Raw genomic sequence first — 15,351 nt, 5'->3', positions numbered from 1 at the left:
ACAACAATAGAGATAGGAAATCGTTTATTTGCCTCTTTCCAGATGGTATTGTTGTAGAATCTACAACAATATCAGTAGGTTCAAGCATTCTGCTTCTCCAGTGTTGTATAACGTACAACATTACATTTATCACATCATGTTTGATAAATGTAACTGCCCATTCAAACGTTAGGCAGATCAGTAAATGCATCAAGAGTGTTTGCAACCCATTCACTATAACAATCGCCAAGCACTTACTTTGGTGATGAGCCTTATACTCTGCGGAACAAATGAGGGGTGTCCCAGGTGAATAGATCTCGGACACCCCATTTTTTATACCCTTTTCATATCCCATTTCTATTTAGCAAATCGTCTTCCTAGCTTTTACCCATCAATGAAACCTGCTGACTGGAGCATTCCTTTTAACACCGCAGCTGCTTCCGCACGGGTCGAGTGTGCCTGAGGAACGAAACGGCTTGCAGATCGTCCTTTCATGAGTCCTGCTTTAACAACTGCAGCAACTGCGGTTTCAGACCATGCCCCGATCCCTTCCGCATCCTCGAATCCTCGCAAAGTCTCTTTCGCTCCTGTTGTGTCAAGCTCTTTACCTGCCATTTTGAGCGCCCGTACTAGCAAAGCACTCATCTGTTCGCGCGTAATCTGCTCATTCGGACGGAATTCGCCATTCACAAAGCCTTCGATAAGTCCCAAGCCAGCAGCTGTTTCTATGGCGTCCGCGAACCAGTCCTCCTTATGCACATCATTAAAGGAGACGCCCGAATCAGACTGTTTCTTCAGACCAAGCGACCGCACGAGGAGCGATGTGAATTCTGCTCGGGTAACAGGTTTATTCGGTGCGAATCGGACCGAATCCACTCCTTCAATCAACCCTCTGGAAGCAAGCAGCATAATATCTTTCTGTGCCCAATGACCGCTTAAGTCATTGAAACTCTTCTCCCGTGTCCCTATGGACAATATACCACCATCCGACAGGATGAGTTCGGCGTAAGACTGTCCTTCCTTCGTATTAATACGTGACGGAACAAAAGTGGTTCGGTCGGATGCCAGATCGTATTTGAACGCCGAAATTCGGGACAGATCGCTTCCATCTGGCAAATTCATTGCGAATTTAGCGTATCCCCCACTAAAGCCAGGAAACTTCAACTCCGCTTCTTCCTGCTTAAACACCAACTCCAAATCTACCGTTTGTCCGAGCTTAGACGTTCCTTCCAGAGCCAATCGGGCAGCCAACCGTTTTTCCTGCTGATCTTCTAACTTCCTAATCCTTACCATCAGCATTTTAGTATCTTTTCCTACCAATACCGCTTTCTGTAAGCTGCTCAGCGGTATTTGGAGATGTCCATATGGCGTATCTATCACAATCTCCCCTGCTGAAAGCTTCTTAACTGCTGTAATTAATCCGCTAACGGGCAAGTTGATCTCAACAACATCCCCTTTATCCTTCAGCGTGTATTGTAGTTTACGCGATGACGCTTCCCCTTTTACCAACTGTTCGATTTCCTTAAGCATTAGCTCCAGATTGACGTCAGCACGTGTCACTGTACGACCGTCTCTACCGGTCTCCTGTTTAACCTTCAACCGCTCAGGCGCTGCAGGAGATGTTGGAACCGAAGGCGTGGTTGAACTTACAGGACTGCCGGGATTACCAGGATTACCAGGGTTTTCTGGTCCTGTTTCCCCACCATTCGAGGTTCTTACGATATCAAGTGATTTGCTGTTCGTCTTCAATTGATCCACATACACGTCAAAGGTTATTCTATTAGAACCCGTCGAAAGCGGAATCGAAGCCGTAAAATCCCCATTCGCTTTCACCGTCGCTGGCTGTCCGTTAAACTGTACAGAGACATTACCTGGTCCGAGTACTTTTACATGGCCTTCCACCGTCACCGAGCTGTTCGCCGTCTGCTTTCCTTCATCGTCCAGAAGTCCGCTCAATACCGCTGAACGTACTTGGTCTCCCTTATTGTATGCATTGGCAACTAGCTGCCGATTGATCCGGATCCCCGAAGGATCTACGGTTGAAATAACAAATCCTCCAGGCGGAATAACACTGTTGTTTTCTTCCGGTGAGCCCCAGCTCCAGCGTATAGCCTGATCCCTGTTCACCACATGGGTTACTTCGCCGGAGGCGTTAACAACCACCTCAACGCCGAAGCGGTTGGTTCCCGTTGAATAACCGAATTCTTCTGTCATGACATTGATGTTGCCTTCCACCCGATTCACATTATAGAAATTGCCCTCCATAAATCCAGTCGGATTTCCAGGCAGGCTCGTGCCAAGCTGATAATCCTTGACCCACTCCCGATCCTGCAGCGCTGCTGACACAATCGGCCAATTGACCTGAGAAGCATCAAACAGCATTAGCCCGTTGGTCGTACTGAGACCTGCCTGGAACACTTCGCGCTGCATGGCGGGTGTTTGCACATTCGTTAACGCAATACCCGCATATAGTGGAATTTCTCCATTGGTTACGATATTACCGAGTGTAATGTACTTTTTGACCTCTTGGCTGGTCGTCTGATAAGCACCAATCATGAGAAAATCCAAATATTCAATGTACCCTGTTTCGTAATATTCAGGCGTATACACAGACTCATCCAGCAGACCAAGCCTAGAGTCAAAACGAAAATTTTTACTGCCCCAGTTCACGCCATTCAAAAAATATGTCTCATACCACGATCCGACATAAGAGGAAACCTTTATTTCCCTACCGGACTCAGCTTCATAGGAATCGACCATCGCTTTTACCTCTCCAAAAAAGCTTTGAATCGTTCCCGACCGGAATTCCCACCAATCCTGGATCAGCGGTCCATTCACACGGACATTATTCTCATAGTAAAAAACATCATTCGGCCAATTGACAAGTTGCTTGCCTCTAGCGGACAGAAACTGTTCGAACTTGACCCGAGTTTCATTACTGAAATCGGCCCCTTCGTTATCATAACGTCCCCGGTCATGAACGACACCGTCAACGTCATAGTTTTTAATAATTTCCTTGAATGTCTTCAGTTCATACTCCCTGACCTCATCATTTGATGGGTTAACAAAAGCAACCAAACCTTGCTTGGCACTCTCCCGAAGTCGTTTGATTTCCCCGTTATTCTCAGCAAAGTGAACCCGTTCTTCCCAATCCAGATGATCGTTAAGCACAGCAAATTCCTGATGCGCAATCGAACCCTCGGCAAAAACATTGATCGCCGCATGAATTTTCAAGCCGAGCGCGTGTCCATGCGTAATGAACTCTTGCAGAAGATCCAGATCGGGACTCGCTCCGGCTTTTTGCGGTGCTTTAATTTCGCTTACGTAAGGACGCCCCGTCAGATCATTCTTTTTATACGAAGCGTATCCCTCCACTCCCTTCACATCGAATACAACCGCTGTAGTACCACCGTTCTTGGCTTGCTCAAGAAACTCACGTACATTCTCACTGGTTTTGAATTTCTTCGCATTTGCCGCCTGGTCAACCCACAGGATCACTTCCTTGTCAGAGGTGAATCCGGGTCTGTTAAATACAACAATGCTGCGCTTATCCTGCTCGGTACTATTTTTAAGCACCTTCACATCAATGTAATTCGTGCCTGCCTGCAGTGAATAAGAATAAGTAAAAGTCCCATCTTCACCAAAAGGAACTTCTGTATCATTGACCATAAGACGAATCACTGACGGATCATCCATATTTTCAATTCTACCGGTTAGCGAAGTTTGGCTTTCTATGACCGTGTACATCGGCGCGTTATCCAAAACCAGCTTCGCGATCCAGCCGTTTCCGCTCATCAAATCTTTGACACTTACTACTTCTCCGTTCTTCCGGAGTTTGATCATATCGCCGGCTTTAAACTTTTCAGCCAAGAACCGTTTAATATCATTGCCTGCATAACTGTTATCCTGTGCCATTAGCACATATCCGCCCTCCGGTATCGCAAGCTCTGTCGGCCCGGCCCACACTGGAGGTTTGCCGTTCACGGACGGATTGATGACCTGCAGCACTCGGTTGTTTACATCGACCTGTACCGCCACATTAAACTTAGGAACTACAATGGATGCACCGAAGTCGCCCGTAAACAAAGCGATAATGTTCTCAATGCCAGATACGTCTTTATCGATATAACTCAGTCTCTTCCGAGGTCCCTGAACACCAATGGTGATGTCCGCAGGCGCGGCTTCCACCTCGATATAATCCTCGGTTTGCTCCGAAGTATCATAAACAGCATTCAACGAAACTGTAGCAAGTTCCCCCTGGTTATCCAACAGCCGGACTGTAATCGGGTTAGGACCGGGATTTAAATACACGTTCATCCGAAAGCTTCCGCCGGCTGCAATCGGTGTTATCTTATCGTTAATCGTAATCTTCATGCCATTCTCCTCCGTGTAATTCTTCACATAACCACTGACTTCAACCAAAGGAATCGTAACAATGGTTTCCGAAGGGGTATTCACAACCAGCTCCGGCTTCGTTCCTGGTTCTGGGTTCGGTTCTGGCTCTGGCTCAGGAGACGGCTTCAGAAAATCCCCAGCTGTAACTTCCCTTTCACCACGCATCAGCTTGATTTTATCTCCAACCCCATAGTGAAGAAAAAGCGGCTTCTGATGAACGGAGGCATCCCACGAACTGCCGCCAGCTAAAACGATGTAACCTCCTTCCGGGATCATGACCTCTTCATCAGGATCCCACGCAGTCGGCGGATCCCCATCCGGGCCATATTTCTTCTGTACGATTCCGGAGGCATCCACTACAATGGCCACGTCATGTGTTTTGATGAACACTTGTTCATCGTAAACGTCATCCGTAACTCTGGCTCCGCTTGTGAATACTGCCAGATAATCACTTTTCTGTGCCAGTATGTTCTCATCTGCATTAATATCTGTCAGCATTAGCTGTTGTTGTCCATCTTGAGAAACCAATGATACACTTTCGGGCTGAGGTGTTTCGCTAGTCTGCGCGGACACGCCAGAACCCCACGGGGTCACCAGAGAAAGGATTAAAGTCAGACTCAATAATGATGCCAGCCGTCTCCGGAAATTTTTGTTCATTACGATACCACCTTTCTCACAATGATTGATTTTGAAAAAAAAGCAGCTGCACACGCAACTGCTTTTTAGGGTCATGTCATCATTATTTGGCGGACTGGTACCATTCATTCGCCGCCTTGACCATATCGGCTCCTCCCTCAGCTCTCCACTGTTCAAGGAATTTATCATAACCTTCCAGCGGTTCCGAGCCAGATATAAATTTAAGCATATTGTCATCAAGAAGCGTTCTCAGCTTCAAGGTGTTTTTAGAGACTGCTTCAATCGGCGGTGCAGTTGACATTGGATCAATCACAATGATACCTTCCGCATTTTTCTGGTACGTTTCAAAGTACGATTGCAATACAGGATCTTTACGAACACGGGCCTGCCAATAAATCGGATACTTCTCTTCGTCAACTCCGGTTAAGAATGAACTTCCGTTGCCCAGATCTTCGTTGAATTTTGGCAGGATCGGGTAATACTTGCCATCTTTCACTTCGTGATGGACTCCTTCTTTTCCGATGGCAAGTTCCTTAAACGTTTCTGGCTCGAGCTTCGCATTCAAGAACTTCATCGCTTCTTCCTTATTTTTGGACGCTTTCGGAATTGCGATAAACCAGGTCGTTTTAGCGTCAACACCAGCCACAGCCTTGCCGTCCTTTCCTTTCAGGTAAGGGATTATCGACACCTTGGCATCCGGGGAATTCTGTTCTAACGCTGAAATTGTAGTTCCGGCATTCCACCAGGCCAACTTGTAAACGGCCGCTTTATCGCTTGTAAATTTCTCAATGGCTTTCTGTGCGGTATTGATAGGCATCTCCGTATCAAGCAATCCCTCAGTGTAGAGCTTATTCATATAGGCAATGAACTCTTTCATTTCCGGAAGCTCTGCTTTATGGACCAGCTTTCCATCAACTTCTTTCCAATCGGTCAATACGCCGAAAGCCCATGCGATATCTCCGTAGAGCGAATCTTTATTGCCGCCCGTAAGCGGGGTAATATTTTTCTTTTCCTTAATCGTCTTAAGAACGGTATAAAGCTCATCTGGGTTGGTAGGCATCGAGAGGCCAAGCTCATCCATCCAATCCTGACGCACAATCAGTTCTTCGCCGACGGCTATGCCCGAACCCACTTCAGGAATGGCATACTTCTTGCCGTCAATCGTCGCACTTCCCCAAGATTCAGGCTTGATCGCCTGATTGATATTGTTTCCGTGAGCTTCAAGTAGTTCATCAAGAGGTTCGAGAGCGCCTGCTGTTGCGAGATTATAAAATTGAGCCGAATTAAGTTTCATCACATCAAAACTTTCTTTATTCGCTACTAATAAATTCAACTTCTCATCGGGGTTTTCTGCAGGAAGCATTTCGTACTGAACATCGTAGCCAGTCTTCTCTTTAATTAATTGACTCGTAAATTCTTTACTCGGATCAAATAGTCCATACTGCATAATCATGCGTATTCCCGGCTTGGTGTCTTCCTTCTGACCTTCCGAAGCGGTTTTCGGTGTTTCGGCTTTCGGTGTTTCACTTTCTGTCTTTGTGGACCCGCCGCCACAGCCTGAAACGGCTAAACTAAAACCTAGAAGCACGGCAAGCATCGCTGATTTTTTTATCATCGTATAACCTCCTTGGAAATGAATATCAGGGAAACTAAACCATCACATGACCAGGGCATCACCGCCTTTAAATAGTTGACGTTTAACCTTTAACCGAGCCTACAAGCACACCCTTGACGAAGTATTTTTGCAGGAAAGGGTATACGATCAGAATCGGCAGGGTAGCCAGAAGAATCGATGATGCCTGAATGGACTGCGATGTCATGTTAATGGCTGCATCCACATTGTTTTTCAGGAAATCTCCACTGGTGGAAACAAACAATTCCTTCAGGTACAGCTGCAGCGGCTTCAGTTCCGGACTGGTAATATAGATCATGGCGGCAAAAAAATCGTTCCAGAACGCGACCGCAAAGAAAAGAGCAATCGTTGCGAGTACCGGTAGGGACAACGGCAGTATGATATAGATCAGAATTCGGATATTACCTGCTCCGTCCAGCTTCGCGGATTCCTCAAGTGAATCTGGCAGCCCCTCAAAGTAATTTTTAATAATAAGCATGTTAAACACGTTCACCATCGCCGGCAAAAACAGCACCGCCAGTGTGTTGAGCAGGTTCAGGTTGTGCATCAGCAGGTATGTAGGAATCAGTCCGCCGCTGAACAGCATCGTGAATACAAACATCAACAGCAGCCACTTTCTTCCTCTCAACCTAACTTTGGATAACGGATAGGCGGTAATCGTTGTCATCGTTAGGCTCAGAATCGTACCGATAACCGTGAGGAGCACTGACGTTTTTAAAGACGTTAGAAACATGGAATTCTGCAACACATATCCATAGGTTTCAAATTGTACGCCGACCGGCAGCAGACCGACTCTTCCAGAGATGACCGCTTCCTCGCTGCTCAAGGATTTGGCGATCAGATTCACAAAAGGAACTAGCGTTGTGATTCCCATCAAGATGAAAAAGAAATAATTGAAGGCCGCGAAGCACCTTTCTCCGAATGAGGTTTTAATTGTTCCGCTAAGTCCAGCACCATTCTCCGTCCGTAAGGCGTGATTTTGATTCATTTTCGCTCCCCCCTTTCATTACCAAATTCCCCGTTGCAGGTATTTCTTACTTAATGAATTACCTACGATAACGAGTGTGAACGAAATAACCGCCTCGAACAGACCGACTGCCGTCGTAAAGCTGTAGTCCTGATTGCCAAGGCCCTGTCTATACACGTAAGTACCAATGACATCAGAAACTTTATAAACGACCGGATTGTACATGGTCAGTATCTGTTCGGTTCCTGCTTCCAATATGCTTCCTAGACGTAGAATGAACATCAGAATAATAATCGGGGCAATGCCAGGGAGCGTAATATGCCATAATTGCTTCCATTTTCCGGATCCATCAATTTTAGCGGCTTCATACAGCACCGGATCGATGGTACTGAAGGCGGCGAGATAAACGATCGTGCTCCAGCCGGTTTCCTTCCACCCCGCAGAAGTGATCAGAACACTGCGGAACACACTGTTATCAAGAAAGAAGGCAATGGGTTCGAGATTAAGCGAAACAAGCAACTTATTGACCAGCCCACCATTCGTAGATAACAGATCGATAAACAAGCCGCTGACGATAACCCATGACAAGAAGTGTGGAAGATAAATAACCGTCTGCACCGAGCGTTTAAAAATCATATTTTTCATCTCGTTTAGCATAAGAGCGATGATGATCGGGAGTGGAAATAAGATCACGATTTTTAAAAGGCTAATAATAACGGTGTTCTTAAACACGAGCGCGAAATCCGGGGAGGTAAATAACTTCTCAAAATGCTTCCACCCCACCCAAGGACTGTCGGCAAAGCCTGTGAAAATATTAAAATCTTTGAAAGCGATAACAATTCCGTACATCGGTGTGTACTTAAACAGCAATATGAATAGGATCCCGGGTACAAGCAGCAGATACAAGTCCCATTCCTTCCATATATCCGACCACAGACGCGGCATATATCCGCGCTTTGGATGGGGCGTGGGCAGCTTATTTGTTCCAGGCTTCATATACTTCCCCCTCTTCCGTTGGTATGAGTACGTTTGTTACTATAAATTTTAATTTTGCAGAGGACATTCGGGTAGACGACACTCATTACTGTTTCTGGTAATTTGATGTTCACTTCAAGGGGACATGCAAGTAGAAACGAATTTGTCGTACTTTTCAAAGGGCGACAGCGTTTCTGCGAGAAATATAAGAAAGAGGCATCCAAGATGGCTAATAACAGACCACCTCGAATGCCCCAAACTTCTTCTTTAATCTGATCTAAATTACAGTTTGAATTCGCCGGGATTCACCCCCCAATACTTACGAAACACTTTCGTAAAATAACTTACATCACGGTAGCCGACCAAACGGGCCGCATCATAAACCTTGTGACCTTCCTGCAAAACCCGCTTTGCCCGTTCCATCTTCTGCTCCAGAACATAAGCTGAGAAGGCCGTACCCATCTCCTGTTTGAACAAACGGCTCAGGTAAGAGGAATTAACGTACATCCGGTCAGCTACCGTATGAAGCGTGATGTCCTGATCAATCTCCTGATCGATCAGAGAGAGAATTTCCTTCACAACCTGATGGCTCGTTGTCTTGCGCTGCTGTCTCATGTAAGCTGAAATCTTCTGAACCGTCCTCACGAGCCAGGACCATGTTTGCATTTTGGTGTTCAGCAGCTTAATGTTTTGAAAATATACAATATCCTCTTCCACCACATGCCTGATCCTCCATCCCTGCTTCAGGATGAGCCGGGTAAACAAACTGTTCATGTATAACACAGCTTCATGGAATTCCTCAGATGATTCGGTCTGCGAAAAGCCCTCCTCCCACAATTGGGATAATGCCCTCATCGCATTGTCCTCGTCCGCCGTTTCGAGCGCAATTTCAAGCTGCTTCTCCAGTGGAGGCAGTCCTGACATATCATGTCTGTGTGTACTCTGCTCTTCCCGGTAAGGAATAGCGATGTCATGGCCGTACACGACTCTTTCTTGTAATGCTCTACAGGCCTGCGAATACATATGGCACATGTCTTCGATCCCGCCTGTACCTGCACAAATACCCGAGCTTGCGGTCAATTTTAATATTTCCTTCGTCTGGGACAGCAGCTTAACGACCGTGCTGTTGATATGCAGCATAACATCCTTCGGATTACGGAGCGGATCAGCCCCAAAAACAAGCATCAGATCATAATCTGGGTCAGTACATACCCAACAAAAAGATTTTGGCAAAATTTCCTTAGCCAAACAATACATTGTAAATTGCAGCAGCTCTGTATCTCCCGATCCAAACCTTGTGTTGTCGGCAGGAATCGGATCAAGATCGATCACAGCCACCGCGAACTGATCATCCTCTTTTATATCCATATAGAGCTCTTTGCTCTTGGCCAGCACTTCCCTGCTCGTATATCTGCCGCGCACCCAGTTGATCATCAGATTATTTTGCAAATTCGGAAGATTATCCTTCCACTTCTGCTCCAACTCTGCGGTCATTTGCCACTGCTCCAGATCGGACCGAAGCTGTTCTCTCGCCTCTAAGACGGCCTCCAGTATTTCCGTCTCTCCCGCAGGTTTAAGCAAATATTTCGATACTCCGTACTCCATCGCTTGCTGTGCAAATTCAAAATTATCATGACCGCTCAATATGATCATCTTGATATGAGCTCTTCCGGCCTGACGTTCCTTAAGCTTGCTAATCAGCGTTAAACCATCCATTTCCGGCATTTGAACATCAACAAGCATCATATCTGGCATTTTGCGTTCCGCAATTTGAAGCGCCTCCACACCATTAGATGCCAAACCTACAACCTCGATACCATGTTCTTCCCAAGGAATATTGTTGGCAATCGAATTTCTTAACCGGGGTTCATCTTCCACAATCATCAAATTCATTCTGTTGCCCCCTCTCGTTCCATTTTGCAGCGATCAAGTGGAATAGAGATCGTAACAGTCGTGCCGATCCCTGGCGTACTTTCAAGTGTCATGTCCGACTCTTTACCGTAATACAGTCTCATTCTCGTGAACACGTTGCGCAAACCAAACAGATCCTTTATGTATTCTTCCTCTTGTGAAAGGGACGGAAAGTTACGTGAACCCATACGGCTTAGCTCATTACGGATATATTCCAGCCTTTCTTCCCCGATTCCAGGACCATTATCTTGAACACTGATATGAACATATTTTTGCTGAACAATCCTGCTGGAGACGATAAGAGTACCACCTGATGATTTGCCTTCCATACCGTGAATGATCGCATTCTCCACCAATGGCTGAAGCAGCAGCTTCAAGATGGGAATAGCCTTGCTCTCCTCTTCAATCTGGTACTCCACCGTGAAATTGTCCAAAAACCGGAGCTGCTGAATCCGGATGTAATAATGAAGATGCACAATACTCTCTTCGATTGAAAACACCTGTCTGCCCTTATTCAAGCTTAAGCGGAAAAACTTAGACAGGTTCATAACCATTTCACTAATCTCTTCAGCTTCGTAATTTTTCGCCGTCCAGTAGATTGAATCCAGCGTATTGTATAGAAAATGCGGATTAATCTGAGATTGTAAAAATTTCAGTTCCGTTGTCTTCAAACGGAGCTGCTGCTCGTAATGGTCCTCGATCAAATGCTTCTGATCCAATACCATCCGATTAAAAGACTGAATGAGAAAGCCAAATTCATCCTTTCTTTTGTCTTTAATGTGAACGTTCATTTCTCCATGGCTAAGCCTCTTCATCCCGCGGGACAATTTCAGTACAGGAGCCGCGATTCCACTGTATATAACCCATGAAATAATGATGGCAAGCAAAATGCTGATGCCGATAATCGTAAAGGTATACAGACGGAGCTGATCAGTCTCCTCGTAAAGCTCTTTCTTCGGCTGAACCAGAGCAAGCCGCCACAGGGAATACTCGGAGTCCTTTATAACCTCCATCTCATTCTCGGACAACCCTTCCTTTTCTCCGGCACTGCCTGTTTCAATGATGACATCTCCCTTCTCATTCAGTAAGGATATCCGGCTGTTCTCCGTAGGTAGAAGTGTTTTGAGAACATTCAGCAGCTTGTTCTTGTTAAAACTAACGATCAACAAATTCGATTGGCGTTCCGTATTATACAAGTCCATAGAGCGGATTAAAGAAATGGTATCGGTTCCGGTCATTTTTCCGAAGGTTAACTCATCTGTAACAGGATAATCTGCCATGACATAGGAAATCCCTGTTCCATTTCTTCGGGCCGATTCTACTAACCATTCCTGTTGAGGCTCAGAGGTCAGCTTCCGGCCGCCAAAATTGGTTGAGATGAACATGTTAGATGCTCGATGATATATAGAAATATGAGACACAAAACGGTTCACGGAGACGGAATTGGCTAACTGTCCAAGGATATTCGAGAAATCAACAATAGATTTCGGCGAAAAGGCAGTGTCATTTTTGTTGAGCAATTCATTCATACCAGGATCAGCTGCAATTAACGTAGAAATCTCCTCCACATTTTGCAATACCAGATCAAAGTGATTCAAGGCTGAAGCTAACGCCATTTCCGTTCTTTCCACTGCCTGCTCATACAAAATATCACGTGACCTCTCAACTGCAAACAAGCTAATAATAACGAGAGGCAGCAGAATCAACAGGAAATACCCGGTCAGCCTTGTTTGAATATTTTGTGAAAATCGCTGACGAATCCAGCGGAACAGATTATTCATCCAGACCATCCTCCAACCCCGCACGGCCTCTAGTTCTGTACCACTCGTTAACTTCTTTTGTAATTTCGTCTCCACCCTCCTGCTTCCATCGCTCTACGAAAGTATCAAAGGAATCGATGGGCTCTATCCCCATGATGATTCTCGTGAAAATATCTTGCAGCCCATCCAGCTTCTTGTCATACTTACTCATGGCTGGAGTTGGTATCCCATAAAATTTATTTTTAATGACGTTTTTCTTTATCATCTCTAAGTTAGTGTATAATTGAAAGTCTCCGAGCGAGTCCAATCGTTCCCTAAACAAAACAGGATCCGGTACATCCACGAGCGATTGATAAATCCCCCGATATAAATGCTCATCATGCTTCTCAAAGTTCGTGACCATTTTGCCATTCTCCAAATGCCATATTTCATTCTGAAAGCCTAATTTCAAATTTTTATAATCGCTTACAATGAAATCAAGCATTTGAATAACAGATTTGGCGTTCTTTGATCCGGCAGGAATGACGTTATATCCCCGTATGATGTCTTTATCATAGACTCCCTTTAGACCATTCTGTCCTGTCGGATATTCTAGGGCGATCCACTGTGCATTCGGATCTTTTTTCATATTGTCGGCAATTGGACCTCGGGTATCATACCAAGCTGCAGAGAACAGACCCACCGTTCCATTTTTAATTTTCTCGTATAAATTGTTTTGCAGGTTTAATGGGAATTCGCGATCCAGGAGCCCCTCCTTATATAACTTCGCCAGATAGGCGAGTGCCTCTTTTGTTTCCGGCAAAATATTTCCATTCACCAGCTTCCCATTCCGTTCAAACCAAGAATTGATCTGAGTTCCGAATGCGCCGAAAAATGGAGACGACCGCCCCAGATTAGCAGTAAAGGTAAGGCCAATCGTATCATCAATACCATTACCGTCCGGATCGTCCTGAGTGAACGCCCGAATAACCTCATAATATTCATCCAGCGTAACAGGAGGCTTTATGCCTAGCCGGTCAAGCCAATCCTTTCTTGCATAAACCAGCTCCACACCGCTTACTTCATTCAGACTTGGAACCGCATAAATTTTTCCGCCGTACCGTACCCGATCCCATATCTCTGCAGGAATTTTCTCCTTTAGGTTGGGTCCATACCGATCAATCAGGTCATCTAGCGGCATAAACGCCCCTTGCTTCGCATAATTGCCAAACCAAACCGGCTCATAGACATGTATCATATCCGGTAAATTGCCCGAGGACATAATTACGTCAAGCTTTTCATTATACACTTCCGTTGGCGGTGTAGTGACCTTAATTTCGAGCCCGGTTTCTTCCTCAATATAGTTCAGATAGCGGTTGTCATTCTCGTCCATCCCGGAAGGAAATGTCATACCCAGGTTCGATATTACAATACTTATGGTCTGGGAATTGTGTATTGTGGGAGATCGTTTGTCTGAAGGGCTTCCAATAAGACCACACCCAGAAATAAAGAAAGCGGTTACAAATATAATGGATAATAACCTCGTTTTTCTCTTCATTCGCTTCAATCACTCCCTCCACTAATAAACAACATAATACTATATATTGGTTTTTTGTGGTATTGAAGAAAAATAATTGAGATAATATCAGCGACTACATTAAAGGTGGTGTATGCCAGTGCCAGCAACATGGTCATTTCATGCAAGCAGAATAAGAAAGTCCCCTGACATTAACGAATAAAAATTACAGGGGGATTGACCGGTGAAAATTTCTGACCGTTTATTAAGACGCTATCTTGAACACGTTTATTGGATTTGTGGCGGCCCGTGTGGAGGCAAGAGCACCATGACACGTATGATCTCCTCCAAGTGGGGGATGAAATGCTATTCTTCTGATGATCAAACCTTTAATTATCAGCAGAAAGCTAACCCCCAGGACCATCCTGCCATATTAAGACATTTTGTGGATTGGGAATGGTACTTTTTGGGGAAAGACAACGATAGAAATCAGTGGCTCAATACGGCGGCCGAGGAAAGCGTTGAATTTATCATTTTAGATCTTCTTCAAATGGGCAGCGATAAGCCCATCATCGTTGATACTGACATGACACCAGATTTTCTTAAATCCATTGCAAACAACAATCGGATTGCATATGTATTTGCGGAAGATGACCTTATCCGAACGGATTACTTCAAGCGTGATCATGTAAAGGGTATGGAAGACATTTTTCCAACTTTATCTGATCCTGAACGTGCCAAAACTGAAACCTTAAATAATATAGTAAAAACCTCGAATCATTACTTACTGCAAGCCAAGCAATGTGGTGTGCAATACTATGTAAGAGATACTTCTACAACAAAAGAAGATATGCTTTCAAAGATCGAAAAGCACTTTGGATTAGCTTAAAACAATCGGTCACCGTTCATACGGTGACCGGTTTTGTTATTCGTTCGATGTGCTGTTAATTAATAATTTCCCCATCCGACTTCAAACGATAATAAGCTATGCCTTTGGAAATAGCATAGCCTATTTATAGTTAATAACCTACTGGTCTTCCTTCTTTTTCAGCGGGTCAGGAACAATAAAAGTATCCCCATCATGGACGGAACCTTCGTTCAATTCAATGACTTGAACGAGTTCATGTTCAATTTCAAACGTATATCCGCATTTAGAACAGTACCGGTCATTAACCGACACCAGGTTTCCGCAGGATTTACATTTCTTTTCATCTCCCAAATTTATAATCTGCAGCAAGTTCTGGTCAATCTCACACTTTAGCTGCATAATTTGATTGATTTGGGGTTCTAGCTGCTCCTTCGTAAGCGGCCAGCTGCCTTCTTCTATTGAATCAAAGACAAGCTTGCCGATCTCTTGATATTGCTGCTCGATATCGCTTTTTTTGCTGTTGTTCTGCAGTTTCAAGCGATTGATTTCCACTAAGGTCTTTGCTTTGCTGCCGGCCTCTGTAACCCCGGCTTTGAATTTATCCATAAAACTCATGAGAACGCCCCTTTCTTCCTTAAACCTTCATCATACCTTTTGTTCTAATACGAGAACTATAGATCATCCGTTCCATCCCATTATAATGTCAGAGCATTAAAAACCTGCGCTACAGCC

9 protein-coding genes are annotated in these 15,351 nt (G+C 44.9%); 1 reads left to right on the top strand and 8 read right to left on the bottom strand.

The window, feature by feature from the left end; all coding sequences use genetic code 11:
- Positions 1–363: 363 nt before the first annotated feature.
- The 7 genes from MNQ98_RS08065 to MNQ98_RS08035 all read right to left on the bottom strand — a co-directional run bounded on the left by MNQ98_RS08065 (position 364) and on the right by MNQ98_RS08035 (position 13,793).
- Entirely contained in the window at positions 364–5,031 is a 4,668-nt protein-coding gene (locus MNQ98_RS08065) for an S-layer homology domain-containing protein (RefSeq protein ID WP_241932715.1), read from the bottom strand.
- 82 nt (positions 5,032–5,113) lie between these two features.
- Positions 5,114–6,625 carry an extracellular solute-binding protein gene (locus MNQ98_RS08060; RefSeq protein WP_241932714.1) on the bottom strand — a complete coding sequence of 504 codons (1,512 nt, stop codon included), beginning with the start codon at positions 6,623–6,625 and terminating at the stop codon, positions 5,114–5,116.
- 82 nt (positions 6,626–6,707) lie between these two features.
- Positions 6,708–7,631, bottom strand: coding sequence for a carbohydrate ABC transporter permease (locus MNQ98_RS08055; protein ID WP_241932713.1), 924 nt, complete (start codon positions 7,629–7,631; stop codon positions 6,708–6,710).
- A gap of 18 nt (positions 7,632–7,649) precedes the next feature.
- The gene (locus tag MNQ98_RS08050) at positions 7,650–8,606 is read right to left on the bottom strand and encodes an ABC transporter permease (RefSeq protein ID WP_241932712.1); all 957 of its coding nucleotides are present in this window, start codon (positions 8,604–8,606) and stop codon (positions 7,650–7,652) included.
- 261 nt (positions 8,607–8,867) lie between these two features.
- Positions 8,868–10,478, bottom strand: coding sequence for a response regulator transcription factor (locus tag MNQ98_RS08045; protein ID WP_241932711.1), 1,611 nt, complete (start codon positions 10,476–10,478; stop codon positions 8,868–8,870).
- Entirely contained in the window at positions 10,475–12,277 is a 1,803-nt protein-coding gene (locus tag MNQ98_RS08040) for a cache domain-containing sensor histidine kinase (RefSeq protein WP_241932710.1), read from the bottom strand. Before MNQ98_RS08040 ends, MNQ98_RS08045 begins: the two co-directional genes overlap by 4 nt.
- Positions 12,270–13,793, bottom strand: a complete 1,524-nt coding sequence (locus MNQ98_RS08035; protein ID WP_241932709.1) for an extracellular solute-binding protein — start codon at positions 13,791–13,793, stop codon at positions 12,270–12,272. The genes MNQ98_RS08040 and MNQ98_RS08035 overlap by 8 nt, the downstream gene beginning before the upstream one ends.
- Before the next feature lie 202 nt (positions 13,794–13,995).
- Between MNQ98_RS08035 and MNQ98_RS08030 the strand changes: the two genes are divergently transcribed.
- Positions 13,996–14,640 carry a hypothetical protein gene (locus MNQ98_RS08030; protein ID WP_241932708.1) on the top strand — a complete coding sequence of 215 codons (645 nt, stop codon included), beginning with the start codon at positions 13,996–13,998 and terminating at the stop codon, positions 14,638–14,640.
- Between the two features lie 138 nt (positions 14,641–14,778).
- On the opposite strand, the gene MNQ98_RS08025 is transcribed toward MNQ98_RS08030, so the two are convergent.
- Positions 14,779–15,234: a zinc ribbon domain-containing protein gene (locus tag MNQ98_RS08025; RefSeq protein ID WP_241932707.1), complete on the bottom strand. Its 456-nt coding sequence runs from the start codon at positions 15,232–15,234 to the stop codon at positions 14,779–14,781.
- Positions 15,235–15,351: the final 117 nt, after the last annotated feature.

The sequence above is a fragment of the Paenibacillus sp. N3/727 genome, from assembly GCF_022637315.1.
Taxonomy (GTDB): domain Bacteria; phylum Bacillota; class Bacilli; order Paenibacillales; family Paenibacillaceae; genus Paenibacillus_AQ; species Paenibacillus_AQ uliginis.
The sequence above is the reverse complement of the archived record's forward strand: the minus strand, read 5'-3'. Positions and strand labels throughout refer to the sequence as shown.

Coding starts and splice junctions, on each gene's coding strand:
- MNQ98_RS08040 (WP_241932710.1), bottom strand. CDS start 12,277: ATGAATAATCTGTTCCGCTGGATTCGTCAGCGATTTTCACAAAATATT.
- MNQ98_RS08055 (WP_241932713.1), bottom strand. CDS start 7,631: ATGAATCAAAATCACGCCTTACGGACGGAGAATGGTGCTGGACTTAGC.
- MNQ98_RS08065 (WP_241932715.1), bottom strand. CDS start 5,031: ATGAACAAAAATTTCCGGAGACGGCTGGCATCATTATTGAGTCTGACT.
- MNQ98_RS08045 (WP_241932711.1), bottom strand. CDS start 10,478: ATGAATTTGATGATTGTGGAAGATGAACCCCGGTTAAGAAATTCGATT.
- MNQ98_RS08050 (WP_241932712.1), bottom strand. CDS start 8,606: ATGAAGCCTGGAACAAATAAGCTGCCCACGCCCCATCCAAAGCGCGGA.
- MNQ98_RS08035 (WP_241932709.1), bottom strand. CDS start 13,793: ATGAAGAGAAAAACGAGGTTATTATCCATTATATTTGTAACCGCTTTC.
- MNQ98_RS08060 (WP_241932714.1), bottom strand. CDS start 6,625: ATGATAAAAAAATCAGCGATGCTTGCCGTGCTTCTAGGTTTTAGTTTA.
- MNQ98_RS08025 (WP_241932707.1), bottom strand. CDS start 15,234: ATGAGTTTTATGGATAAATTCAAAGCCGGGGTTACAGAGGCCGGCAGC.